General features: G+C 43.2%; 18 protein-coding genes. 12 read left to right on the top strand and 6 right to left on the bottom strand.

The genetic code is table 11. The annotated features are described in order from the left end of the window. Window positions 1–24: 24 nt before the first annotated feature. A complete protein-coding gene (locus OCK74_RS16495) occupies window positions 25–3,417 on the bottom strand; it encodes a PAS domain S-box protein (RefSeq protein ID WP_279298160.1) in 3,393 nt (1,130 codons plus the stop codon). A 221-nt stretch (window positions 3,418–3,638) separates the two neighbouring features. Beyond that, complete coding sequence (locus OCK74_RS16490; protein ID WP_279298159.1) at window positions 3,639–5,012, bottom strand: peptidylprolyl isomerase; 1,374 nt, start codon at window positions 5,010–5,012, stop codon at window positions 3,639–3,641. A gap of 567 nt (window positions 5,013–5,579) precedes the next feature. Between OCK74_RS16490 and OCK74_RS16485 the strand changes: the two genes are divergently transcribed. After that, window positions 5,580–6,185, top strand: coding sequence for a hypothetical protein (locus tag OCK74_RS16485; RefSeq protein ID WP_279298158.1), 606 nt, complete (start codon window positions 5,580–5,582; stop codon window positions 6,183–6,185). 248 nt (window positions 6,186–6,433) lie between these two features. Here OCK74_RS16485 and OCK74_RS16480 read toward each other — a convergent pair whose 3' ends face one another. Together OCK74_RS16480 and OCK74_RS16475 are read right to left on the bottom strand one after the other, a co-directional pair. After that, window positions 6,434–6,850, bottom strand: a complete 417-nt coding sequence (locus tag OCK74_RS16480; protein WP_279298157.1) for a hypothetical protein — start codon at window positions 6,848–6,850, stop codon at window positions 6,434–6,436. A gap of 17 nt (window positions 6,851–6,867) precedes the next feature. After that, entirely contained in the window at window positions 6,868–7,128 is a 261-nt protein-coding gene (locus OCK74_RS16475) for a type II toxin-antitoxin system HicA family toxin (protein ID WP_279298156.1), read from the bottom strand. A 256-nt stretch (window positions 7,129–7,384) separates the two neighbouring features. Here OCK74_RS16475 and OCK74_RS16470 point away from each other — a divergent pair, with 256 nt between their 5' ends. The 8 genes from OCK74_RS16470 to OCK74_RS16435 all read left to right on the top strand — a co-directional run bounded on the left by OCK74_RS16470 (window position 7,385) and on the right by OCK74_RS16435 (window position 19,544). Next, the gene (locus OCK74_RS16470; protein WP_279298155.1) at window positions 7,385–7,840 is read left to right on the top strand and encodes a DUF695 domain-containing protein; all 456 of its coding nucleotides are present in this window, start codon (window positions 7,385–7,387) and stop codon (window positions 7,838–7,840) included. Between the two features lie 187 nt (window positions 7,841–8,027). Beyond that, a complete protein-coding gene (locus tag OCK74_RS16465; RefSeq protein ID WP_279298154.1) occupies window positions 8,028–8,432 on the top strand; it encodes a VOC family protein in 405 nt (134 codons plus the stop codon). A gap of 158 nt (window positions 8,433–8,590) precedes the next feature. Beyond that, window positions 8,591–8,992, top strand: coding sequence for a hypothetical protein (locus OCK74_RS16460; protein ID WP_279298153.1), 402 nt, complete (start codon window positions 8,591–8,593; stop codon window positions 8,990–8,992). Window positions 8,993–9,174: 182 nt separating this feature from the next. After that, window positions 9,175–10,257: an efflux RND transporter periplasmic adaptor subunit gene (locus OCK74_RS16455; protein ID WP_279298152.1), complete on the top strand. Its 1,083-nt coding sequence runs from the start codon at window positions 9,175–9,177 to the stop codon at window positions 10,255–10,257. Window positions 10,258–10,284: 27 nt separating this feature from the next. Next, entirely contained in the window at window positions 10,285–13,494 is a 3,210-nt protein-coding gene (locus OCK74_RS16450) for an efflux RND transporter permease subunit (protein ID WP_279298151.1), read from the top strand. After that, the gene (locus OCK74_RS16445) at window positions 13,487–14,920 is read left to right on the top strand and encodes a TolC family protein (RefSeq protein ID WP_279298150.1); all 1,434 of its coding nucleotides are present in this window, start codon (window positions 13,487–13,489) and stop codon (window positions 14,918–14,920) included. Before OCK74_RS16450 ends, OCK74_RS16445 begins: the two co-directional genes overlap by 8 nt. A 65-nt stretch (window positions 14,921–14,985) precedes the next feature. Continuing rightward, on the top strand, window positions 14,986–16,995 hold the full coding sequence (locus OCK74_RS16440) for a tetratricopeptide repeat-containing sensor histidine kinase (RefSeq protein WP_279298149.1): 2,010 nt from the start codon (window positions 14,986–14,988) through the stop codon (window positions 16,993–16,995). A gap of 95 nt (window positions 16,996–17,090) precedes the next feature. Further along, on the top strand, window positions 17,091–19,544 hold the full coding sequence (locus OCK74_RS16435) for a T9SS type B sorting domain-containing protein (protein ID WP_279298148.1): 2,454 nt from the start codon (window positions 17,091–17,093) through the stop codon (window positions 19,542–19,544). Window positions 19,545–19,549: 5 nt separating this feature from the next. Here the strand turns inward: OCK74_RS16435 and OCK74_RS16430 are convergent, their stop codons facing one another. Beyond that, window positions 19,550–21,154 (bottom strand): protein adenylyltransferase SelO, encoded by a 1,605-nt coding sequence (locus OCK74_RS16430; RefSeq protein ID WP_279298147.1) that lies wholly within the window; start codon window positions 21,152–21,154, stop codon window positions 19,550–19,552. Between the two features lie 322 nt (window positions 21,155–21,476). Between OCK74_RS16430 and OCK74_RS16425 the strand changes: the two genes are divergently transcribed. The 3 genes from OCK74_RS16425 (at window position 21,477) to OCK74_RS16415 (ending at window position 23,078) form a co-directional block, all read left to right on the top strand. Further along, window positions 21,477–21,977, top strand: a complete 501-nt coding sequence (locus tag OCK74_RS16425; protein ID WP_279298146.1) for an OsmC family protein — start codon at window positions 21,477–21,479, stop codon at window positions 21,975–21,977. A 33-nt stretch (window positions 21,978–22,010) separates the two neighbouring features. Continuing rightward, window positions 22,011–22,160 (top strand): hypothetical protein, encoded by a 150-nt coding sequence (locus tag OCK74_RS16420; protein ID WP_279298145.1) that lies wholly within the window; start codon window positions 22,011–22,013, stop codon window positions 22,158–22,160. A 120-nt stretch (window positions 22,161–22,280) separates the two neighbouring features. After that, the gene (locus OCK74_RS16415) at window positions 22,281–23,078 is read left to right on the top strand and encodes a class I SAM-dependent methyltransferase (RefSeq protein ID WP_341483201.1); all 798 of its coding nucleotides are present in this window, start codon (window positions 22,281–22,283) and stop codon (window positions 23,076–23,078) included. A gap of 32 nt (window positions 23,079–23,110) precedes the next feature. On the opposite strand, the gene OCK74_RS16410 is transcribed toward OCK74_RS16415, so the two are convergent. Next, complete coding sequence (locus OCK74_RS16410) at window positions 23,111–25,243, bottom strand: hypothetical protein (RefSeq protein WP_279298144.1); 2,133 nt, start codon at window positions 25,241–25,243, stop codon at window positions 23,111–23,113. Between the last annotated feature and the right edge of the window lie 37 nt (window positions 25,244–25,280).

The raw sequence follows: 25,280 nt of genomic DNA, 5'->3' as shown, positions 1-25,280 counted from the left end.
AGGAAAGGGAAGGGAAATGATTTTTTATTGGACCTGTTCTTGTTTGTTGGGTACATAGACTATGACATGGCAGCCATTACCTGGGGAGGAGGTGATGGTGGCTGTGCCGCTGAAGATCTCTGCACGGTTCCTTATGTTGGCGAGGCCCAGACCTTTTTTAACGGTGTTGATGTCGAAACCTTTGCCGTCGTCTATGATTTCGAGGAAGGTTTCGAATTCGTTGTTGTACAATTTGATGGTTACGTTCTCTGCCTGGGCGTGCTTGATAATGTTGTTCAGCTGTTCCTGAATGATCCGGAAGGTCATTAATTGTTTGCTATCTGACAGGTAGATTTCCTGGAATTCGAAGAAGTCGAATTCTATATTAATGGCCTGTGTGCGGTTGATGCTTTCGATGAGGTCGAAGACGGAATCAATCAGGCCAAGGTCGCCAAGGGTTGGCGGCATGATGTTGCGAGACATCTGGCGCATACCATTGATAACGTCAGAAACGCCCTTTAGTGCCAGGCTGATCATTTCGTTGGTATTGTCATCGGCCGTGCTTTTGGCCATGTCCAGGAAGAGTTTTATCGTTGTTAATTGCTGGCCGAAGTTGTCGTGCAATTCTTTGCCGATTTCCCTGCGTTCTCTTTCCTGACCGTCGATGGTTGCCTTTGTCAGTTGCTTCTGGTGGCTTATTTGTTCTGCAATTAATTTGTTTTCCAGTTTTTTCCGCTCACCGATGTCTTTAATGGAGCATATCACCTGCAAGAGGTTACCTGCCTCGTCGAGGATGGGATCTGCGTTCATCATGACCCATATCCTATCTCCACTCTTAGGCCTTAGAATGCCCATAACCACGTCGTTGACCTGGGTTTTATGATGTGTAGCTTTGTACACGGGACAATCCTCGAAAGCAAACTGTTCTCCTTTTTCATCAATAACATCACCTGCAAAGGAATAAATGCTTTTACCCAGGATCTCATTTTCTGTTACGAGGAACATTTCGTGAATGGCTCTATTGCTCAGGAGGACGTGGGATCTTGCATCCAGCTGCACCACGCCTACCTGTATATCGCGTATCAGCGTACGAAAGCGGTGTTCGCTCTCTACCAATGCGTCACTAGCTTTTTTATTGGCTGTATTATCGTGGAAATAAATGACGATGCCCTTAACATAAGAGTTCTGCAACTGGTTGTGCCCGCGCACAAGACACCATAGCCATTCTCCGTTGCGTTTTTTCAAACGGATCTCGATAGACTTAACGATAGGGTTCTCTTTTACTTCGCGCTGAAAAGATTCCTGGGCCAGGGCTGTATCCTCAGGGTGGATAAAAGCAAAACAGTTGACTCCCAAGACTTCTTCGCTGTCATATCCCAAAATGCTGTGGACAGCATTAGAAGCGAATTTAAGCGTGCCATTGACGTCTGTAATCAGTACGCCGTTGGCAGAATCTGCAATCAGGTTGCGGTAAAACTGTTCACTCTGTATCAATTTCTCACTTGCCTTTTTCCGCTCTGTAATATCTCGGCCTACGCTCATAATAGCGATTTTTTTCCCGTCATTGTTTGTGAGGTAAGACATTGTGAAAAAGAAATGTCTCTTATTACCATTGTATTGATTAGTAACAGAGACTTCTCCTTTCCAAGTGCCTGAGGTTGAAAGTTCTGCCAGTACCTGCAGGTGTGTTTTCCCGGAATCAAAATTTACAAACTGGTATAGCAATTTGCTTTTGACGCCGTCTGATTTGATCCCGATGACCTCTTCTGCCACATTATTCCATGATAACACCTGGTGATCGAGGTTGGTAGTGATGATCACGTCGGAGATATGCTCCAACATAGTGGCCTGGTAACGCAGCTGGTCTTCTTTAATCTTTTGATCGTGGATGTCGACAATTGAACCAATATAACCCATGAACGTGCCATCCTGTAATATCCTTGGCTTAGCCTTGTCCATGATCCAGCGGTACTCACCGCTATGATGCATAAGCCTGTAGACGGCATTTATGGGCTGAATCGTTTGAATGTTCTTTGCATAAATGTGCTTTACTGCTTCAAGGTCATCAGGATGGATAAAGTTGTGCCAACCTATCTCTTTCATTTCCTTCAATGAAATTCCCGTGAATTGTAGCCAGGCTTTGTTTACATAAGTAAGTTTGTTTTGATGATCCGTCATCCAAATGATCACAGGGGCGAAATCAGCAATTTCGACAAACCTGTTTTCTGTTTCCCTTAATTGCAGCTCCGATTCCTTTTTTTCTGTAATATCTGTAGCTGAAAAAACGTAGCCTGCGCACGAGCCGTTTTCGTCAGTTAATTGTTTGAAATGGGCCTGAAGGGTGATCAGCTTTTTATCTGCGGGACGGGTGAATGACATTTCACCTTGCCAGAAGCCTGTTTCATTTAAGATCCTGCGGACTTCGTCACGGCAAGTATTGCGATAGATAAAGTCCGGAATGAACTCGCGGATGTTTTTACCTATGATCTCTTTACTGGTAATTTTAAATAATTTCTCAGCGCCTTTGTTCCAGGATACAAGTTTCCAATCCAGGTCCATTGCGGATAATACGTCGAAAGTTTCTTCGACCAGACAGGCGAGCAGTCTTATTTTCTTTTCGGCCTCTTTCCTTTCCGTAATATTGAGGTTGATGCCCCAGATTCTAACCAGCGCACCATCTTCAATGACGCCAAAGAAGTTGCTGGAAATGTTTATATTATTGTTGTTCAGATCTTTTATATCCAACTCTACGTTGCTTAGCCGGTAATTGTTCTGAGCAAATGATCTGAATATTTCGGATACTTCAGGCCGTGTAAAGTCCAAGACCCTGTTGAGTCGCAAACCAATGATTTCAGATAGTGAGTTTTTCCCCAGCAGATGGGCCGTATTGTAGTTACATTCTATAAGATAGGCGTACTTTTCTAAATGGCTTACCAATTCTGCGGTATTGCTTTTAACAGGTAGCGGGATTTCAAGCTCATAACACCAGGTGCATTCCGGGCTTTGCATATAGAGTTTGTACAGGTCTATACTGTTTGTCATGTCTTTTTGTAACGAAATGCTTGTTGTGGAAGCGTTGACTGCAGTGATTTGCCAAACCCGTTGTTCCTGGTAGATCTTTTGGGATACATACAGTTTTGCCAGGAGCTTCTCCCCTCCCTTTTTGTGCATAAAGAAAATCTGACCGTTTTCGGAAGGTTGTTGTAAGAAGACGAGCAACTGATCGTGGGTAACTGATGCGAAAAGGTTGATGAAATTGAGACCGTTCCAATCTGCTTCGCTGTATTGGTAAACTGCTGCCGCCATAGGATTAGCGGCCAATATTTTTAAATCCTTTTGGCTGACCAACCAACAGGACAGGGGCAATTGATGAAATGAGGAAAGGTAATTAACCTTCTCAGCATCAATTTCAAGAGCAGAGGTTGCACAGGATAGCATCGGATTACATCTTAATGTTATTGAGGGGTTCGGTCATATATCGTCAAAGGGAAGCCGAAATTAAAAAGCGGCTTACACAATTAAAAGAAAATATTGATGTATTTGTTTCTAATACGGGGAAATACTTAGGTTGGGACGAGTGGTTTGAATGACGAATAGGGTAGAAATAAAAAAGCCTGCATTTGGTGAGCAGGCTTTTGAAGGTTGAATTCGTTGTGTTTTTATTGATTGCTGGCTGTTGGTTTAGGAGTAGATGTCCACTTTTGTAATTGAGGACATACAGCATTGGGTGAATCGATCATGATATGATAAGATGGGATGCGTGTGTTCATCCATTTTTCCATTGCTGCATATTTCTTTTCTTCCAGCGCTAGTTGTGCAATTTTATCATAATCATCTTTAACGTTCATGCGGTGAGGCTGGGTCCTGGACTTCAAGTAGAGAATGCGCACACCTTTTTTCCCGCGATCGTCGGTGAAAGTTAAAGGTTGGGAGAACTCGCCAATTTTCAGTTTATCAAGAGAGGCAACCAATTCTTTATCCAATTCGTCGATGGTAACAAAGCTGGAGCCGGAGCGGCCGGAGATAAAAGGTCCGGCATATTTAGCTGCTTCGTCTTCGCTGTATTTACCAGCGGCTACCGGAAAGTCTATAGTACCGGCAATCAGTTTAGCCCGAACAGAATCCAGTTTGGAAGTAGCTTCCGCCACCTCGATATCGGTTACCGGGGGAATGCGAAGAATATGGCGGACGATGGCTTCATCTCCATTGCGTTCTACCATTTGAATAAGGTGGTAGCCAAACTTCGTTTTGATAACGGGTGAAATTTCACCATTCTTTAACCTGAAGGCACCTGCCATAAAAGCCGGATCCCAGGATTTTTCGTTGCGGTTGATCTGGTACTGACCGCCTCTATCTTTTGAACCCGGATCTTCTGAGTAGCGTTTTGCCAGCTGGTCGAAGGTGGTGAGTCTTGAATCAACCTGTTTTTTATAGTTGTTCAGTTCGTCGATCACGTACTTTTCCATGTCGCGGGAAGCTTTCGGATAGGCAACGATCTGGCCGATCTCGTATTCAGATTCGTAAAAAGGCAGACTGTCTTTGGGTATGCGATCGAAATAAGCTTTTACTTCTGTGGGGGTGATCTTCACACCTTCCATGATCTTGCGCTGCATTGCTTCTGCGAGTTTACGTTCTTTAACAGATTCGCGCGCATCGTCTTTGATCTGGTAGATGGTTTTTCCTGCAACTTCCTCCAGCGCCTGCTGGGTACCGTACATGCGGATGAACTCACGAACCCTGAGGTCGAGGTCTGCTTCCACTTCTTCTTCAGAAACCGGGAGGGAGTCTTTTTCGGCCTGGAGCATCATGACCTTGGAGATCAGGGCTTGTTCGAGGAGCATGCATTCTGCATTTTCAGGAACGTTGCCTCCCTGGCGCTGCATGTCGGAGATGGCATTTTTTATGTCAGATTGCAGGATAATGCGGTCGCCTACAATACCTATGATTTTATCGGCAACAATTTTTTTGTTTTGGGCAAGGCCAATCTGTGCAAATCCGAGCACCCCTACCAGAATATAGATAAATTTCTTCATAAAAGATTACGATCTTCCAAAAGTAAGCGATAGAAAGAAAAGCAAATGTGAAAAATGAATGGCGAATGTCTGAACCTGGATTTGGGAGGATTTCAGGGATTGGGAGGAAATGTAAAATGTAGAATCTAAAATGTAAAATGAGGGGAGGGATATTGGGATATTAGGATAATGTGGTGTAAAAGTGGTTTTCTAGGCTTTTCCTAGGCTTAGCTATGGATTCAGTAGGGCTCAGGTAGGGCTGAGCAACGAAAGATGAACCGCGGATTTGCACGATTAGAAAGGGAGGAATAGGATTTTTTGATGGAGGAGTCCGGGTTTTATTGGAGATTGAGAAAGGGGAAGAAAAGATGCTTTTTTGAGGTTTAGGAACGAAGGGGGCATACTGTTGTCATACTCTAGGTATACTGATGGTATGCTTCAGGTATACTTGAGGTACGAAGGATCCCTGCTGGAAAGCTGAAGGGGAAGCGGACAAAAGCGGTCATTTCCTGCCATTTGCTGCCAAAACGGCCAGAGGGGTTGGAGGGGTGGATGGGCAGCCCTAGCTTTAGGGAGTAAATGAAAAAGATGAAACAGCTTTACATTGACAACAGGACCCGCCTAGTAGTAGTAGTTGGCAAAGTGATGTCCCGGCTGCTGCTGGGTATCATCAGGGGCTCGATTGGGAAGTGCTTTGTGGTGAAACACTACAGGGGCAACAAGAAAAAGAAGTGGAAGAAAAGGATCATCGTGACCCGCTACCCGGATATGAGTGGGATTATAGCTTCTGAACAGCAAAGGGAATGCAGGAATCTGTTCAAAGAGGCGGTGGTGTATGCAAGGTGGATCATCAGTGATCCTGAAAGGAAGAAGGCCTTCCGAAAGACATTGCCGAGGAAGAAGCGGAAGCATGTCTACCAGGCGGGCATCCGGTTGTATATGAGGATGCAGGGGGACAAGCAGTGGCTGAGGAAGCAGCTGGCAGTCAGAGGGATGATGAGCACAGGCAGAAGGGAGATGGCGGATGTAAGGGTGGTGAAGGGGGAATTATTCATTGGGATTGTTGGTGGGGTGAATGGTTGTGAGCAGAGGGGGGATTGGAAGGTATGGTGGCAGAAAGAAGAGGCAGTGGGGCTTGAGGTGGTGGATGTTTCTAGAAAGGAGCCGGGAGGCTTAGAAGTATTGCAGATTTAGAGCGTTAAGGGATAGAATTTAGTTCGTTTTTGTTGTTTTCAGTTAAGCACTACAGATGGGCTCATGCAGACTGGGTAAAAAAAAGTGAATGAAGAAGTTTATGGAAGACTATGCAAATCAGCTCGTTATAGAGCTATGAAAAATACACTTGCCTAGATGAGGTTGGTTCGTAAATTTATCTACTGTTGCCTGCAAGCGTAAACCTCAACTATCATTAACCTTACTCCTGATATAATCACGCCCGTCCCTTAGCTTAAAGCAATCTGTTTTAGTTCATTGGCTAAGAGGTGAACGGCTGCCTGAATCTTTTTTGCTTGACTTTCCGAAGCTCGCTTGTTGCCTGAAACGTACTGCTGCAAAAGATTAGGGTTGATACCTGCCCGAGCCGCAATGGCTGATATTTTCAACTCTTTGAAGTGTTCAAAAAAAGCCGCCAAGTCATATTCACATTCGAACCTAATCTCTTCAGCTTTTATGTTTTGCCACTCTGGATTGCTTTTACCCTCATGCGCCAGATAATCTGCGAGTAGATTACGTAAGTTCTCCAGCACACCCGGTACTGTCTCGCCTTGTGTGGTGAGTAAAAAACCAGGAGCTTTCACCTGTGCTCCAAACTTATGTTCCTCCCAATCAATGCGCACAGGCAGGATTGTTGACGCTTGCATATGAAACATTTTTGCAATTACCGGGATAGCCCTAAAACATTCCTAACCATGGTTACAATTCCTCTTGGGCTAAATTGTTCTTTATGCACTCTGCCTTTCAGCCCTGCTTCCCGGCAAATGTCATTCACGAGGCTTGGTTTTAAGGCTTGTTCTCCTAAGTCGGGGATTGAAAGAAGGTTCGGATGGCTGGGATGGGAAAGAATGCGGTGGATGCCTTGTTGACGAACTTGCTGCCAGCCAGCTCTTTCAAGATAGCTGATAAGGAATGATGCTGTCATGTGTTAATGAAGTTTAGGCTATAAAGGTAATAAAAATATTACCCCAATAACAAAAACCAGGTAATATTTTTATTACCGATGGTATGTTGCTGTAGGTACATGAGCGCCAGCAGGCAACATACCAGTTTTGCCAAAGCAGAGCTTCAGTGCTATCTTAGACCTGTAAAATACTAATCAGCAGCAGTGCATAGGTAAAGTGCAGTAACCCAGACTACCCTGCCTTAACAAAGCTGCGAGAAAGGTTAGTCAGAACTTTATGAAACAATTCCGAGTAGTTATTCCAAAAGAGAAATATTCCATTATTGAGTTTATTCAGGACGGATTGCCTGGAGTTGGAGTAATTAATTTATCATTAAGAAACTTTGAACCAAAGGAAGTTTTTGCCTGGCATCTTTCCATATTAATAGATTTTGATGAATTGATTGAAAATGGAATGCCTTCTGGTGCCGAAAGAGAAGTCGTTGATCCATTCGGAGAAAAATTGGATACACTGATAAAAGGTGCAAATCCAGAAAAACCTAATGCTTTGTTCTTAGCAAGGATAACCTGGAACAAGACAAGAGAACTTATTTGGCGAGTGTTTGAGCCAGAAGTTGCCAATCAAGAGCTACAGAATATTATTGAAAACAATAGCTCACCCCGAGGCTTTGATTACCGAATGGAAGAAGATATTGAGTGGCAATTAGCCCAATGGCATTTAAAGAATTGTTGAAATAATGCGGCTAACATAGCAGCTTTGACAAAACAGGGTTTCAGCACTATCTTTAAACGGCAAACAACTATTCAGCAGCAATGCATAAGTTCAGGAATAGTATCCCAGGCTTCCCTGCCTTCTCAAAGCTGCGAGAACCGTGTGCCAATTGGATCTTCGGTAAAATCATATTATTTATTCAGGAATCATGAAACTTGAACATGTTGCTATTTGGACAGATGATTTAGAGGCACTGAAAGCATATTATCAGCGTTATTTTGGAGGAATACCTAACGCCAAGTATACTAATGAAAAAAAAGGATTTCAGAGCTACTTTCTTAGATTCCAATCAGGAGCAAGACTGGAACTAATGTCAATGAAAAGTATACCTGCCAACCAGAATGATACAATACAGGCACAGTATAAAGGAATTATCCATATAGCATTTGGTGTTGATAGTATCCGAGAGGTCGATCAAAAGGCTGACCAATTGCGTGCTGACGGTTACCCAATTCTAAGTGGTCCAAGAAAAACAGGGGATGGGTATTATGAGTTTGAAACTCTTGATCCTGATAACAACCGAATAGAAGTCTCAGCCATATATCCAGATTAAGAAGGGTGCACACCAAACGGTTTGTAGTGATTCTCAGGAAGTTCAGGATTTGTTTTCGACGGCGGAATGACATTGTAACGATTCTTAAGATGATTTTCACGAAGATTTAAGATGAGAATTTCGGCTCTTTGAGCTGATCCGTTATTTTTGCTCCCTAAATGAGACTTGTAGGTATTTATTTATTGAGCCTGTTTTTCCTCTTGTTGGGTGGGCATGAAAATGCTCAGGCGACTGCTCATGCCTACAAAGTTTTCTATTCACCTGCTCAAAGTATTGGAAAAGGGCAACAGGCGGAGCAGCTAACTACAAACCAGGAATACTTTGTAACCACGATTGTCGACTTAGTCGATGAAAGCGTTGATCTTTTCAGTGACGATGATGAAGGTGACGAAAATCTCTTCAAGAAGCGTATTTTACTGGCCAAGACGTTTTTAGCCTTTTCTTACGCATTTATTTTAAATTACTCCTACCACAGCTCTGAAGATACTCTTCCTATTTGTGAGCATCTATCCACTATAAACTCTCATAAGTACATTGTACAAAGAGTCTTAAGAATTTAGACTATATCAAAACTTTACTTTCTTCAGTTGCCAAAGGTGTGTTTGATACATGCCTGGTAGATGTAGTTGACATTTAACTCCTGCAGATCGATTCAGAGATCACTACGCTGACTGAAGGCTTTTACATTCCGGGGAATCTTCGATTCCTGATTATCCCATCGTTTAATATTTCACTTAATACCATGAACAGAATTGTTATGCTTATGGGCTTGTGTGCCATTTTGTGCCATACAAGCTGTACGTCTGAAAAACAAGTAAAGGAGGAAGCCGGTAAGTATGCGGTTACCGCTCCCTTAAAAGTCGATACTTCTTTTGCCAAGGAGTATGTTTCGCAGATAAGGTCTATACGGAACATCGAGATCAGGGCGCAGGAAAAGGGCTACCTGCAAAATATTTATGTTGATGAAGGCCAGTTTGTAAAAGCCGGCCAGGTCTTGTTCAGGATCATGCCGAAGATTTACGAGGCTGAACTCCTGAAAGCGGAGGCGGAAGCCAAAGCAACATCAATTGAGTTACAAAATACAAAAACGCTGGCCGATAAAAACGTGGTCTCCAAAAACGAGCTGGCAATGGCGCAGGCAAAATTGGACCAGGCAAATGCAGAAGTAGCACTAGCCAAACTCCACCTGTCGTTTACCGAGATCAGGGCTCCATTTGATGGCACCATCGACCGTATCCCATTAAAATTGGGAAGTCTTATTGATGAAGGAGAATTGTTAACCAGTCTCTCAGATAACAGCCAGATGTTCGCCTATTTTAATGTATCTGAGCCGGAGTATCTTAATTATAAGACCGACGCTAAAGCAAGCGTAAATAACAAGGTAAACCTGGTTTTAGCAAACAGCCAGCTTTTGCCTTATAAAGGAGTTGTGGAAACCATTGAAAGCGAGTTTGACAGTGAGACAGGAAATATAGCGTTCAGGGCAAAGTTCCCGAATCCCGACAAATTATTGAAGCATGGTGAGACAGGTAAGGTTCAAATGACTGTTCCACTCCGCAATGCATTGATTATCCCACAGAAAGCGACCTACGAGATACAGGAAAAGAAATATGTTTTTGTCGTTGACAAAAACAATGTGGTAAGATCGAGAAACATTACCATCAGCAATGAAATGCCTGATTTGTATGTGGTAGAAAGCGGCCTTTCAGAAAACGATAAGATACTGCTGGAGGGCGTACAGAAGGTGAAAGACAATGACAAGATCGAATCTGAATTTGTTGCACCTAAGGATGTTATTGCCCGCCTGAAATTATATGCAGAATAGTGGTTCAATCTCTAAAAGCGTAAACCAATGTTTAATAAGTTTATACACAGGCCTGTCCTGTCGATAGTAATATCGCTCATTATTGTCTTCATGGGAATCCTGGCCATTACCAAATTACCGGTAACCCAATTCCCTTCCATTTCACCGCCCAAGGTGAATGTCACAGCAGAATACCCCGGCGCAAACGGCGAGTTAATGACCAAGGCGGTACTCATTCCCCTCGAAAGGGCGATCAATGGAATACCCGGAATGAAATACATGGCCTCCGATGCCGGTAATGATGGTGAAGCTACCATTCAGGTAGTATTTAACCTGGGCACCGACCCTAACCTGGCGGCGGTAAACGTGCAGAACCGGGTTGCTTCGGTGGTCAATAAACTGCCGCCCCTAGTGGTACGTGAGGGTGTAAAGATTACCCGCGAGGAATCCAACATGCTCATGTACATCAACCTATACAGTAATGATTCCCACATGGATCAGAAGTTCCTCTTCAACTTCGCTGATATCAATATCTTATCAGAGCTGAAAAGGGTGAATGGGGTTGGTGTTGCCGATATCCTTGGTAACCGGGAATATGCCATGCGTATCTGGTTGAAGCCCGACCGCATGCTGGCCTATAAGATATCTGCCGATGAAGTGATGAAAGCACTGGATGAGCAAAGCCTGGAAGCCTCACCCGGAAAAACTGGTGAAAGCTCCGGTAAGCGGTCGCAGGCATTTGAATATGTATTGAAATATCCCGGAAGGTACAGTACGAAGGAAGAATATGGAAACATCATCCTGAGATCCAGCCCCAATGGTGAGATACTGCGCCTGAAAGATGTTGCGGATGTAGAGTTCGGAAGCTCCATGTACGACATTTATTCCACCCTCAACGGCAAGCCTTCTGCTGCCATTGTATTGAAGCAATCCTATGGTAGTAATGCCAGCCAGGTAATTGAGGATGTAAAGGCCAAGCTGAAAGAGATCAAGGCCACTTCCTTTCCCAAAGGTTTGGACTATGAGATCAGTTATGACGTTTCCAAGTTCCTCGATGCTTCCATTGAAAAGGTAATACATACACTGGTGGAAGCCTTCATACTGGTAGGCCTGGTGGTATTCATCTTCCTTGGTGACTGGCGCTCTACCCTGATCCCCGCCATTGCCGTACCGGTATCACTGGTCGGTACGTTCATGTTCATGCAATTCTTTGGCATCACGCTCAACCTCATTACGTTATTCGCCCTGGTGCTGGCGATTGGTATTGTAGTGGACAACGCCATCGTTGTGATAGAGGCCGTGCATGCCAAGATGGAAGCCAAGCACCTTTCGCCCTTGAAGGCCACGGAAGAAGCCATGCATGAGATCAGTGGGGCCATCATCGCCATCACCTTTGTCATGGCATCGGTATTCATCCCCGTTGCCTTCATGTCAGGTCCTGTGGGTATCTTCTACCGTCAGTTCTCTATCACCATGGCTACTGCAATTATCCTTTCAGGGGTTGTGGCGCTGACCCTAACACCGGCTCTTTGCGCCATCATGCTGAAGAATAACCACGGAAAGCCTAGAAAGAAGACCGTACTGAATAGGATGCTTGACGGGTTTAATAATTGGTTCAACAGGCTCACAGGAAGGTACCAGAAGGTGCTGCGTGCCATTGTGAACAGGAGGGTGATCACTTTCGGTATGCTGATCGCATTCTGCGGCGGCACCTGGCTGCTGAGCAACAACCTTCCTTCGGGCTTTATCCCGAATGAAGACCAGGGCATGTTCTATGCCGTTATTCAAACTCCTCCGGGTTCATCATTGGAAAGGACCAACCAGGTAGCTGAGAAACTACAGAAGATAGCTGAAGACATGGAAGACGTACAATCCGTTTCTTCCCTTGCTGGTTACGAGATATTGACCGAAGGAACAGGAGCCAACTCAGGAACCTGCCTGATCAACCTGAAAGGCTGGGAAAACCGGAAACATTCTGTCCAGGAAGTGATCAAAGAACTGGAAGAGAAATCAAAAGACATCACTGGGGCAACGATCGAATTCTTCCAGCCACCGGCAGTGCCTGGTTATGGTGCGGCAGGTGGTTTCGAATTGCGCTTGCTGGACAAGGCTGGTAGCGGTGACTACAAGAAGATGGAAACAGTGAGCAATGACTTTGTACAGGAACTAAGTAAACGCCCTGAACTGTCATCTGTATTTACCTTCTACAGTGCCAGCTATCCGCAGTTTATGCTGCGCATAGACAACGACATCGCCCAGCAAAAAGGGGTGACCATAGAGAATGCGATGAATACGCTTTCTACGCTTATCGGTAGTAACTACGAGACTAGCTTTATCAAATATGGACGCCAGTACAAGGTAATGGTGCAGGCCCATCCTCAATACCGCCAACTGCCTGAGGATATCCTGAAGCTCTATGTGAAGAACGACCGCGATGAAATGGTGCCCTTTTCCGCTTTCATGAAAATGGAAAAGGTGTATGGCTTATCAGAGATCACGCGGCACAATATGTACAATGCATCGGAGATCAGTGGCGCGGCAGCACCAGGATACAGTAGCGGTTCGGCTATCAATGCGGTTGCTGAAGTGGCTAAAAACAAACTGCCCAGAGGATTCGGTATAGATTGGGCCGGTATATCTGCCGATGAGGTGGCCCGTGGCAATGAAGCCGTTTACATCTTCCTTATCTGTTTGGCCTTCGTTTACCTCCTGCTGGCTGCCCAGTACGAAAGCTTCCTGCTGCCTTTCCCGGTAATTCTTTCCCTTCCTGCTGGTATTTTCGGAGCTTTCTTCCTCCTGAAATTATTAGGATTGGAGAACAACATCTATGCACAGGTTTCTATGGTGATGTTGATTGGTCTGCTGGGTAAGAATGCCGTATTGATCGTGGAGTTTGCCGTTCAGAAACACCGATCAGGAGATTCGGTATTCAAGGCGGCAATTGAGGGTTCAGCAGTAAGATTCCGTCCGATCCTGATGACCTCGTTTGCCTTTATTGCAGGATTGATCCCATTAGTTTTTGCCTCTGGCCCGGGTGCCATTGGGAACCGGACAATTGGTTCTGCTGCTGCCGGAGGTATGCTTTTCGGAACTGTTTTCGGTGTTCTGATCATACCCGGATTGTACTACATATTCGGCAAAATTTCAGAAAGGCACATCCTTGTTAAAGATGAAGACGAAAATCCATTAACAGAAGAAATTGATCATCATACTGAAAAAATTAAGCATCACACAGAAAAAATTGAGGTCTATGTTTAAACTCAAGCGATATATATGTCTTAGTATGCTGGGCGTAAGCATAGCTATGGCCAGTTGTAAGGTCCCTGCCATCATGCAACGGGCCGAAAACAAATCAGTTCCCGTATCCTTCGACAATGGCCGGGATACCACCAATATGTCTGCGATCCAATGGCGAAACTTTTTCACTGATAAAAACCTCGTCAACCTGATCGACACAGCCTTAAAAAATAACCAGGAACTGATGATCACTTTGCAGGAAATTGAAATTGCAAGGAATGATATCCGTTTCAGGCAGGGGGCAATCCTTCCATCGGTTGGTGCCAAGCTTGGGATTGGTGTTGAAAAGGTAGGTAGATATACCAGCCAGGGTGCAGGCGACGCCACTACGGAAATCAAGCCCGGAAAGGAAATGCCTGATCCTTTGACGGACGTTACCGCTGCAGCCTATGCGAACTGGGAGGTGGATATCTGGAAAAAGCTGCACAACGCCAAGAAAGCTGCAATAAGCCGGTATTTATCAACTGTTGAAGGCAAAAACTTTGTGATCACCAACCTGGTAGCCGAGGTTGCCAATTCCTATTACGAATTGATGGCCCTGGATAATCAGCTGGAGATTGTTCGACAAACCATTGAGCTCCAAAAGAATGCACTGGAGATCGTAAAGATCCAGAAAGAGGCTACCAGGGCTACCGAACTAGCCGTTCAAAAGTTCCAGGCTGAAGTGCTGAAAACCCAGGCAATGGAGTTTGACATCCTTCAAAGGATCAAGGAAACCGAGAACAGAATCAACTTCCTGCTGGCCCGGTATCCCCAGGCAATACCAAGAGATCAAAGCAGCTTTATGGGTTTGATTCCTGCGACGGTGAAGTCCGGGATTCCTTCTCAATTGCTGTCTAACCGGCCAGATATTAAACAGGCAGAATTGGATTTAGCCGCAGCCAAGCTGGATGTACAAGTTGCCAGGGCAGAATTTTATCCCTCCTTTGGGATTTCAGCCGCCTTAGGCTTCCAGGCGTTTAAGCCAACCTACCTGGTAAAGTTACCCGAGTCTTTGTTGTATTCTCTAGCCGGCGACCTGGCAGGACCGCTTATCAACAAGAGTGCGATCAAGGCGGAGTTTAACAATGCCAATGCGCGCCAATTGCAAGCGATGTATAACTATGAGCGGAGTATCTTAAATGCCTATCTCGAAGTTTCCACCCAGCTTTCGAATATAGACAATCTCGGAAAGAGCTATGATCTGAAGTCCAAAGAAGTGAATACGCTCACTAATTCTATAGATATAGCCAATGACCTATTCAAATCTGCACGGGCTGATTACTTCGAAGTTTTAATGACCCAGAGAGATGCATTAGAATCAAAACTGGAATTAGTAGAAACCAAAAAAGAACAGTTGAATGCAGTAGTCAATATTTACCGCGACCTAGGGGGTGGCTGGCAATAAAAGCAATTCTAAAAAAGAGCTGGTATTAGTGCCGGCTCTTTTTTTTTAACTTTACCATACAAGCCATGAAATCAATTCACCCCTATTTATTGCAATTTTTTGTTTTTGTACCCATTTTTCTTTTTGCACAAACGGCTGTTCGAGCCCAGGATGACGAATTAACAAAACTCCTTTCGCTAAAGGACGACACCATAAAAGTGCAGCAGTTATCGGCGTTTGCCAAAAAAATGGTGCACCAGGATAAGGATTTGTCACGGCAGGCATCTTCAGCCTTGCTGAAGACCAGTCAGGGTCTTCAGTATGCCAAGGGGATAGCAACAGGCTATTCTTATCTTGCTTTTATTGATCTTGAAGCGGGCAAACATGCTTCTGCTGCCAATCTATACAACAAAGCGATTATTTTCTACCGTCAGGCCAAGGATGATAGGGGGATTGCGAAATGCCTTGGCAATATGGCTGATATATACGAATCGACCGGGCAAGGCGACCGGGCGGTAGACGCCAGGTTAGCAGCTGTCGCCATTCTGGAGAAACTGCTGCAATCTTCTTCTGCGTCACGGAAGGATATTCTACATTCATTAGCGATTCAATACAACAACTTTGCAGGCACTTACTCTGATTTATTTTTAAATAATGCGAAGGCTTTAACCTATTTAAGAAAAGCAGAGAACATTTGCAGGCAGGCAAAAGACACTTCCGAACTGGTAGATGTTTTAAATAACTTGTCAGATTTGTTGACGGCAATGGGGAAAGAAAATGAGGCTTTGAACGTCGGGAAAGAAGTATTGGAATTGAGCAAGGCCACTAAAGATAATTTTCACCTGGCTGCCGGGTATCAAAGTTATGGGTATGCCTTATATACGCTTGATAGGATAGACTCTGCGGTGCTCATGCTGCGAAAGGCGTTACAGTGTGCAAATGTGGCAAATAGCGACTATCGCATTTTCAAAGCCACTCATTCGCTGGCCCTGGCTTTGGCCAGGAAGGGCGAATACAAGGAGGTGATTCAGCTGTTGGAAAATGCCTACAATGGGGTGGCAGAGGATGGTGCGCTCAAATACAAAAGTGACATCGAAGAAGAATTGGCCAACGCTTATTTTAAAACTGGTGATTATAAGGCTGCTTATCAACATCTTGAAAATCGATTTCGCCTTAAGGATTCGGTGATCCAGCTTGCCAACAACCATATCATAGCGGAAAAAGAGACCAAATACCAAACCGCGCAAAAAGAAAAAGAACTGGCACAAAAGGAACTTTTATTGCAAAAGAGCCGGCAGCAAGCGCTTTTAGGGTTGGTGAGTTCCATTGTTGCCTTACTGGTGGCTACATTGATTTATGTGCAATACAGGAACAAACGCCGTTTCCATGAAAGTCAATTACGGGCGTTGCAGCAGGAAAAAGAGATCCAGTTGTTACAAGCGCTGATGCAGGGTGAGGAGAAAGAGCGGAGTCGCATTGCCAAAGACCTGCACGATGGAGTTGCCGGCATGCTGGCTGCGGTAAAGATGCATTTGTCGTCAAGTGGGGGTGAAAGAGCATCGGCAGGCTATACAAAAGCCACTGAGCTCCTGGACGAGGCCACTGCAGAAGTGCGCAAGACTTCGCACAACCTGATGCCGGAAGTCTTGCTACAACACGGCCTGGACCGGGCTCTTCAGCGTTATTGCACCAATATCAGCAGTACATCACTGCAGGTCCATTACTTTTTTATTGGTGAGGAACAACGTTTTGTCGGCAGTTTTGAATTATCAGTTTACCGCATTGTGCAGGAACTACTCAATAATATTTTCAAACACTCCAAAGCCACCGAAGCCACAGTACAATTAAGTATACAGGAGACTGTGCTCTCCGTTTCCATCGAGGACAATGGCATTGGGCTTACCAAGCAGCCTGCGCAATCCAGTGGCATGGGACTGGAATCACTCAAACGACGTATCAGTGCTTTGAATGGGAACATGGAATTGAGTACCGATGAGGGCGGTGGCGTGAATGCATACCTGGAATTCAGTACCGAGGGCTTAGAGCGTGATAGCAGCAAAGCAGAAGACCTGTCGCATGAGCGTCTCACAACATAATCATAATTATTCCCAATAAACTGTTATAGTAGTTGTGTTTCTTAAACTCGTGCTTTAACTTGACGTCCAAGTGAAAATTATACTATCCCCTGCTTATGTATTATAAATTGATGGTGTGGCTGCTTTGTATTGTGGGTATATTCAACTATTCTACAGCCTGTAGTCAAACACAAGCCTGTCCGGCAAATGTTAATTTTGCAACAGGAGATCTATCATTCTGGTCGGCTAAAACCGGCCTGTTGAATGGGGCGAGTCAAAATTTTCCCGCCCCTAATAGCGGTGTTTCTACTATTCAAGAATACAATATTTCAACAAACGGTATCAAAGTAATCACCTCTTCTTCCACAGATCCTTTTGGAAAGTTTCCCACCATTCCTACTATCAATGGGTATTCCTATAACTATTCCGTGCAACTCGGTTCTACGGCTACATCCTATGATCTTCGTGCCAATATACCAAACCCTGGCGGATTTAGCAGGTCAATAACTTATAACATCAATGTGCCTGCAGGTTCGACTTCGGAACCTTATACCATGACTTATGCCTATGCTATGGTACTGGAAAATGGCACACATAATTCGAATGAGCAGCCCATGTTCAAGGCTACCTTAAGTGTGAGCGGAAATGTCATTGACTGTGCTTCTCCTAAGTATTATCTTCCTACACTTGATAATGCTACCAATAACAACGGGGGCAATGGCAGCGGCACCGGGGCAACATTGGATACTGCCAAAGCCTTGGCAAACGGTTTTTACCTTAGTGATCTTCCATTCCTGTCACATGCGGGCACGCAAAATAATGCCGGAACACTTTTGTATGATGTATGGACAAAGGGGTGGACAGAAGTAACTTTTGATTTAGCGCCTTACCGTGGACAGCAGGTAAACCTGACATTTGAAGCCGACAACTGTTTACCTGGTGCTCATTTTGCTTATGCTTATGTTGCGTTGCGTAACACCTGCGCCGGACTTGAGATTAGTGGCAATACAAAAGCCTGTGCAAATGTGACTACTACCTATTCGGTGCCTGCATTAGCCGGCGCCACTTATAGCTGGACTGTACCACAGGGATGGACCATCAATTCGGGGAGCAATACCAATATTATTAAAGTAACACCAGGGACCACAAGTGGAAATATCTCGGTACGTGAAGTAAATGGTTGTGCCGACCTGAAAGATGTTTTTCCTGTTTCGGTCACACCGCCAACTGTGGCTGGGCAGGTCCTCAGTAATTCATCGGTTTGCACCGGGACAAACACTACTCAATTGGCATTAAATGGATCGGTTGGCAATATTTTAAAGTGGCTGTACTCAACTGATGGTAATCAATGGAATGCTATTTCTAATACAGGTACAAATTATACAGCACAAAACCTGACGAGCACTACAATGTATAAAGCAATTGTACAAAACGGAAGTGAATGCAATGTTGATACGAGTAAGGCTGCAAGCATAATCGTTGATCCCAAAAGTGTGGGTGGTACTTTAAGCCCGGACAATACAAATATTTGTATTGGACAAACCAGCAACAGCAAATTTCAATTAAAAGGGAATACAGGAGGTGTTGCCAACTGGCAGCAATCATTTGACCAGTTGAACTGGACTAATTTTTTACCAGTAAAAACCGATTCTACATTCAATACAAATAGAATTAGTTCTGATATTTATTACAGGGTTATTGTCAAGAGTGGTGTTTGCCCTGCCGATACCAGTTCTGTTGCTTCAGTTCATTTGTTGAACGCAGAATTTCCTAGTGTTGCTATTAATCCCGATTCTGTTTTTATTTGCTATGGGAAAACTGCGCCGTTGAACGTTACCATCAATAAGGGCGCTTCCTATACATGGAGCCCTGCTGGTACATTAACCAACCAAGGTAATGGAAACATTAGTTCGCTTCCTTTCCATATTCAAGCAACTGCATCACCCATATCAACTACTAATTATATTCTTACAGTGTATAATAACGGTTGTCCTAATGCGTTGATTGATACATTTCATGTAAATGTAGCACCCCGTGTTCAAGTTTTTGCAGGAAATGATACAATGATTGTAGCCAATCAGCCGCTTCAATTAAACGCAACTATTAATAATCCCAGTGCTTACCAATTCACGTGGTCGCCGGCCATGGGTTTGAGTTCTACAACTGTTCAAAATCCGATTGCTACTTTAAATTCATCAATAGAGGCTGGGTCGATCACCTATATTGTACGAGCCACCAATGCCATTGGATGTTATAGTGAGGATAATATTTCCGTAAAAGTTTTTAAAACTGGCCCGGAAATTTTTGTTCCTTCCGGATTTACTCCGAATGGGGATACTCACAATGATGTGATACGTCCTATTCTTGTGGGCATCAAGCAACTGAATTTTTTCAGAATTTATAATCGCTGGGGCCAGCTTATTTTCAGTACGAGTGAAGGTGGTAAAGGCTGGGATGGCAGGGTCTCCGGCCAGGAACAACCAACAGGCAACTTTGTTTATATGGTACAGGGGATTGATTATACCGGCAGGATCATTTCAAAAAAAGGGAATGTTGTGTTGATAAGGTAAGCAATTTAAGAACTACAGCTTAACATGGAACAGCCTGCCTTTTGGCTAGCCCAAGATGGGCGCTTTTGAAAGAACTCATCGTGTTTTGCTGAATAAGGTTCTTTCATAGCCTGCTGCAGTTTTACAAATAGGCTATCATCTCCTTTTTCCAAGTCTTCAATTGCCTGGTGAAGCAAATAATTCCGTAAAATGAAACGGGGATTATTCTCCTGCATACGTTTTACTGACTCTTCAGGGCTTATGGTATTTGTCTTTTTCCTTTCCCGGTAGCGTTGAATCCAATTGAAGATTAAATCCGATTGTATTTGTGAAAGTTTCTGATAAAAACTTTCTCCGAAATGTTGCAACACTTCTTCTTTGTTTTTAGTTTCTGCAGGAAGGTGGCTTAAAAGCTGGTAAAATATTGTCATATCCGGTTGCACAGTAGCCATCATCTTTTCCAGTTCAGTAATCAGCGAGATATCATCGGGCCTTACTCCATCCAATCCGATCTTATTTCCCATCATGGAATAGAACGCCGTCCAATAAACATCATCGTAACTATCAACGACCTTAATCAACTCCTCTTCTCCGGATAATAATGGAAGGATAGCGCCTCCCAAACAGCCAAGGTTCCATTTGGCTACCGCTGCCTGTCGTGCAAAGGCATATCTCCTGCCCGGCAAATCGGTTGTATTGGGTGTAAAGGAAGGATCATAATTATCAACAAACGAATAAGGACCATAATCGATGGTTAATCCAAGAATAGACATGTTATCGGTGTTCATCACTCCATGCACAAAACCAACTCTCATCCACTCCACCATCAGCCTCGCTGTGCGGTCAACCATTTCTTTGTACCAGCTGATCACCCTGTCCTGACCCTGGAGATGAGGATAATATTTTTCTATTGTCCAATCAACTAGCTTTCTTAAGTTATCGAGCTCGCCTCTTGCTGCGAAAATTTCAAAATTGCCGAAGCGCAGAAAACTTGGGGCCACCCGCATTACTATGGCTCCGGGTTCATAAGCCGGATGTCCATCGTAAAACATATCACGTAAAACGGGTTCGCCCGTGCTCACCAAACTCAAAGCCCTAGTGGTAGGTATACGAAGATGATGTATTGCTTCACTCATCAGGTATTCCCTGACAGAGGACCGCAACACGGCTCTCCCATCTGCCATTCGGCTGTAAGCTGTTGATCCCGCGCCTTTTAACTGCAACTCCCATTTCTGACCTTTTGAAGTAACCAGTTCGCCCAGCGTAATCGCCCGGCCATCGCCCAACTGTCCTGCCCAGTTTCCAAACTGGTGACCTGCGTAGCAAGCTGCATAGGGATACATGGAAGGTGTGACCTCGTTACCACCCAATATATCAATTTCTTTTTGTGAAGCAGGTTTTGATAACTCCAGTTCTTCTGCCAATTCATCACTCCAGGCCAGTAGTGCGACCTTATTTACCGGCGTAGGCAAAGCTTTGCTATAAAACATCCCTGGAGTTTGCCTTGGCTGCGTGCTGCCGGTATCATCACCCGGGAAATTTTCAACAAAATCATTCCTGAATGTTATTTCGCTTAAGTTTTTCATGAAGATCTTCCTTTCTTCTTCAATTGAGCCTTTTCCAATGCTCATCCGAAGCTTTTCTTTATACAATTACTTTACCTATTCATTTTAGTTCGTACGGTGAAAGTATCATTTTTTAGGCGACCATGGATTTACCACGATACTGATCAACGGGCCAGTAATTATTATACCTTGAAAGTAGACAAACACAGAGGATGACTTTGAAGACTTTACTAACTCCGCTACATTTTCCTACCATATTTGATGAAATCTTTGAAGTTGAAGAAGGTGGACTTTATGTCTTATGCTTTAACTAAGGTGATTAATAGCCAAAGTCAACTTTCAACTCTCTTTGAAACTTTATAACTTTAACCAGTAAGTGTAACTCATTATGAACGCCACAGAATTAAGAAATTTACAAGCGCCTCTTAAGGAAAAATATAAAACTGAACCTGGATCAGCAATCATTACTTTGAAAGCTCAAGGAAATATAGGAGAAGGGATTGCTTGTAAAGTTGAAACTGGCCGTGCATTAGTTAAAGCTGGTTTGCATCCTGCAACTGGTGGCGATGGTTCACTTGCATGCTCTGGAGATTTGTTACTAGAAGCATTGGTCGCATGTGCTGGTGTTACATTAAAAGCGGTAGCAACTGCAATTGGAATAGAAATAAGAAATGGAAAAATATATGCAGAAGGAGATATAGATTTTCGCGGAACTTTAGGTGTTTCCAAAGAAGTGCCTGTTGGATTTAAAAGTATTCGTCTTCATTTTCAATTTGATTCTGATGCAACTGCTGAACAGATTGAAAGTTTAGAAAAGCTCACAGAAAGATTTTGTGTGGTTTATCAAACGATTAGCAAAGGTGTTCAAATTGAAACTTCATATAATTAGGTGAAAGCACTACGATTAAAATAAACAAGTCTTATGGAGAATAAAAGTTATTATATCAATTATGGAAGAAGAGAATTCTTAACTTCTGTTACCAAACTAGCTAGTGCTTCAATGGTTTTGGCTGTACCCGGTGTCAGTATTGCAGGCGGATTATGGAAGACAAAAACTACTTTTATAAATTAAATTGAGATGACCTGCCCATTGGTACGACCTTAACTTAGTGCGTAATTAAACTGATTATTGCCACAATAACTGTTGGACAAGTTTCTGATATCTAATACTCGTAAATAATATTCATCAAAAATGAAAAGGATAACCGACAAGTGGAATAGTGGCGACTCATATGAATATTTTATGGGGAGGTGGAGTACACTAATGGCAGATGTATTTCTTCAATGGCTTAATTTTCCTTATCACAAGTCCTGGCTTGACCTTGGGTGTGGAACGGGTGCTTTAAGTGAAGCTATATCCAATTCCTGCAAGCCAGATCGTTTGTCTTGTGTTGATACGTCATCAGAATTCTTATCAAAGGCAAAAGAAAAAAACTTGCCCAAAACCGATTTCTATATTGGGAGCTCATCTAATATTCCAATATCGGATAACACATTTGATATTGTTGTCTCTGGGCTTGCACTCAATTTTTTTCCTGACATTATCAGTGCATTTTCTGAAATGAAAAGAGTTGTAAAGCCAGGAGGGACAATCGCAGCCTATGTTTGGGACTATTCAGGCAAGATGGAGTTTTTAAGATTATTTTGGGATACAGTCCGGGAGATTGACACAGAAGGTTACAAATTTGATGAGGGCGTTCGTTTTCCAATTTGTAATACAGAACAATTACATCAAATATTTGAAGAAGCTGATCTGATAGATGTTGAATCCTCCTACCTGGATATAGCTACAGTGTTTAAAAACTTTGATGATTTTTGGAATCCCTTCTTAGGGGGACAAGGACCTGCACCCAGCTATTTGGCATTACTAAGTCCAGAAACTCAAGAGCAATTAAAATCAGCTATTCAGAAGAAGATGCCAATTGAATTTGACGGTTTAATTAAGCTGAAGGCAAGGGCAATTGCCATTCAAGGGCAATTGAAATCGTAATCTCATTACCACTTTTCTAGTAGCCGTATTTTCTAGTAGCCGTAAAATTTTTTCAAAACAGCGTTCACTTCTGCTTTGAACAGTTCATTCCTTTCAGTGATGCGGCGATGCAGCCTTTTAAATTCCGGTTCGTCTTTTACAAAGTCGTAAAAAGGATCATGTGTAAAGAAAGCATAATTGTGCCATCCCATTTCAATTGCTTTATCCAGGTATCCGGCATACATGGGATCTTTTAATGCAGCGTAACACCGGCTGATATCATAAAAATGGTCGGCAGTTAATGAGCCCTTTACATTTTTTCTATGTTCTATTGCTTTGTTGAGAAATTGTGTTCCCTCTGCTTTATTTCCTAAATGTATATTAACCAGGCCTGCATCCATATCATCCGGGTTTGATGAAATAGGGTATAATGAGCTTGCCTTTCTCCAGTCTCTATGAAACAAATAAAATATGCCCAGTTGATAGGCTATCTCTTTCTCATCATTTGGCAAAGCAGATTTAACCAGATGTCTATAGTCTTCATAATTCCATCCGAAATAAAGGTAAATTAAGGCATCAAAAAGCTCGGCATTTGCTTTTTCAGGCCTCATTCTTTTTGCTAAATCAATGTTGTGCTTCACAGAATCTAATAAGCCAAGGCGTTCAAAGACCTCAGCCTTTTTTATATAGTTTTTTATTTCTTTCGGATCATATTTTATGGCATTCAAAAGCCATTCCATAGCCGTTCCATACTTGTTTTTCTTCAGGTAAATATCCACGATATCAGTAATTGCGGAAGTTCCAACGGTAGAATAAGGCACCAGTTCATGGCATTTGAGTAGCCATTTTAATGCTTCATCTAAATTGCCTTTTCTGAAATATGCATATGCAAGTGCTTCAAATCCATTTTCTCTTTCCGGTCCATATTGAATGGCTTTCTTTGCCATTAATAAAGCTGAATCTGGTATTTGCATTGAATATGGAGCGACAGGACTGTAATATGAATAGTTTTTACTCAATAAGGCATAAGCATCAGAAAAAGTCGGATCTATTTGAATTGCTTGTTTTAAAAGGGCGATTGCCTTTTGGGTGTTGCTGTATTCTCCGCCTAAGCCTGTTTCTATAAAAGTAAGGTTGCGTGCCTGTAAATACTTGTCATAGGCTTCCGTATTTTGAGTGGGAGATGTGGTAATTTCTTTCCGGTCATCATTTGATAGCTTCATTCCAAATTTTTCAGCGACATGTTGCGCAATATCGGATTGTAGATCAAAGATGTTTTTTAATTCCCTGTCATAGTTTTCACTCCAAACGTGTTCATCATTTTTTGCATCAATCAATTGAACTGTAATGCGGATACTATCGCCTTCTTTCCTGATGCTTCCTTCCAGAATATTACTCACACCTAATTCCCTGGCTATTTCTTTTGCTGTCTTCTTATCATTTTTGTACTGTAAAACGGAAGTACGACTTTTCACTCTTAATCCGCTGATCATAGAGAGTCTTGTGATGATTTCCTCAGTAATTCCATCACAGAAATATTCCTGTTTAGGATCACCACTCATATTGGCAAAGTAGAGGATTGCAATTGAATTTTCTTTTGTTGAAAGGGGCGCTTTATTCAAAAATTGTTTAGATAAAAAGAGTGCGGCTGCAAGTACGCCAATTAATAAAGCAGCAATCATTAATATTCGAACTAGTGTACTTAGCTTTTTTAGTTTGCCAATGAGGTTTTGCCGCTTTGGCACCCATAATCCTTCATTTGTGAGTGCAAAAACTTCAATGGTTTCATCAATTTCTTCACAATAGAATCGACCAAGAGATACTGCTTTGAACTCAGGGTGATTTTTGATCTTATCAAAAAGTTCTTTTGAAAGTAAGATGGTGTTTTCCTGGCCAAGGGCTTGAATACGTGCGGCGATCTTTACTGCATCGCCTGTGGCTTTATCATTTTCAAGAAATATTTCGCCGATGTGCAGACTGATTTTCAGGGGAACAGCGGGTTCAAATAGCAACGCTCTATGTAGCTCTATACTACAGTTTACTGCATCAGTCGCACTTGGGAAAATACACAGGTTACTATCGTCGTTATCATTTAGTACTTTGCCTCCATGTAATGAAACAATCCTGTTCAGTTCATGATGATAATGTTTCATTAAAATAGATGCCCGTTTTTCATCTGTGTCCATAAGCATCGTGTTACCGGCAATGTCGGCAAACAGAATG

The organism is Paraflavisolibacter caeni (genome assembly GCF_025628885.1).
In the GTDB taxonomy this organism is placed as follows: Bacteria; Bacteroidota; Bacteroidia; order Chitinophagales; family Chitinophagaceae; genus Flavisolibacter; species Flavisolibacter caeni.
Note: the sequence above shows the minus strand (reverse complement) of the source record. Positions and strands in the feature narration are given on the sequence as shown.

What these genes read in the sequence shown, in the direction of transcription:
- OCK74_RS16495 (WP_279298160.1), bottom strand. Translation starts at nt 3,417, where the DNA reads ATGCTATCCTGTGCAACCTCTGCTCTTGAAATTGATGCTGAGAAGGTT.
- OCK74_RS16490 (WP_279298159.1), bottom strand. Translation starts at nt 5,012, where the DNA reads ATGAAGAAATTTATCTATATTCTGGTAGGGGTGCTCGGATTTGCACAG.
- OCK74_RS16485 (WP_279298158.1), top strand. Translation starts at nt 5,580, where the DNA reads ATGAAACAGCTTTACATTGACAACAGGACCCGCCTAGTAGTAGTAGTT.
- OCK74_RS16480 (WP_279298157.1), bottom strand. Translation starts at nt 6,850, where the DNA reads ATGCAAGCGTCAACAATCCTGCCTGTGCGCATTGATTGGGAGGAACAT.
- OCK74_RS16475 (WP_279298156.1), bottom strand. Translation starts at nt 7,128, where the DNA reads ATGACAGCATCATTCCTTATCAGCTATCTTGAAAGAGCTGGCTGGCAG.
- OCK74_RS16470 (WP_279298155.1), top strand. Translation starts at nt 7,385, where the DNA reads ATGAAACAATTCCGAGTAGTTATTCCAAAAGAGAAATATTCCATTATT.
- OCK74_RS16465 (WP_279298154.1), top strand. Translation starts at nt 8,028, where the DNA reads ATGAAACTTGAACATGTTGCTATTTGGACAGATGATTTAGAGGCACTG.
- OCK74_RS16460 (WP_279298153.1), top strand. Translation starts at nt 8,591, where the DNA reads ATGAGACTTGTAGGTATTTATTTATTGAGCCTGTTTTTCCTCTTGTTG.
- OCK74_RS16455 (WP_279298152.1), top strand. Translation starts at nt 9,175, where the DNA reads ATGAACAGAATTGTTATGCTTATGGGCTTGTGTGCCATTTTGTGCCAT.
- OCK74_RS16450 (WP_279298151.1), top strand. Translation starts at nt 10,285, where the DNA reads ATGTTTAATAAGTTTATACACAGGCCTGTCCTGTCGATAGTAATATCG.
- OCK74_RS16445 (WP_279298150.1), top strand. Translation starts at nt 13,487, where the DNA reads ATGTTTAAACTCAAGCGATATATATGTCTTAGTATGCTGGGCGTAAGC.
- OCK74_RS16440 (WP_279298149.1), top strand. Translation starts at nt 14,986, where the DNA reads ATGAAATCAATTCACCCCTATTTATTGCAATTTTTTGTTTTTGTACCC.
- OCK74_RS16435 (WP_279298148.1), top strand. Translation starts at nt 17,091, where the DNA reads ATGTATTATAAATTGATGGTGTGGCTGCTTTGTATTGTGGGTATATTC.
- OCK74_RS16430 (WP_279298147.1), bottom strand. Translation starts at nt 21,154, where the DNA reads ATGAGCATTGGAAAAGGCTCAATTGAAGAAGAAAGGAAGATCTTCATG.
- OCK74_RS16425 (WP_279298146.1), top strand. Translation starts at nt 21,477, where the DNA reads ATGAACGCCACAGAATTAAGAAATTTACAAGCGCCTCTTAAGGAAAAA.
- OCK74_RS16420 (WP_279298145.1), top strand. Translation starts at nt 22,011, where the DNA reads ATGGAGAATAAAAGTTATTATATCAATTATGGAAGAAGAGAATTCTTA.
- OCK74_RS16415 (WP_341483201.1), top strand. Translation starts at nt 22,281, where the DNA reads ATGAAAAGGATAACCGACAAGTGGAATAGTGGCGACTCATATGAATAT.
- OCK74_RS16410 (WP_279298144.1), bottom strand. Translation starts at nt 25,243, where the DNA reads ATGGACACAGATGAAAAACGGGCATCTATTTTAATGAAACATTATCAT.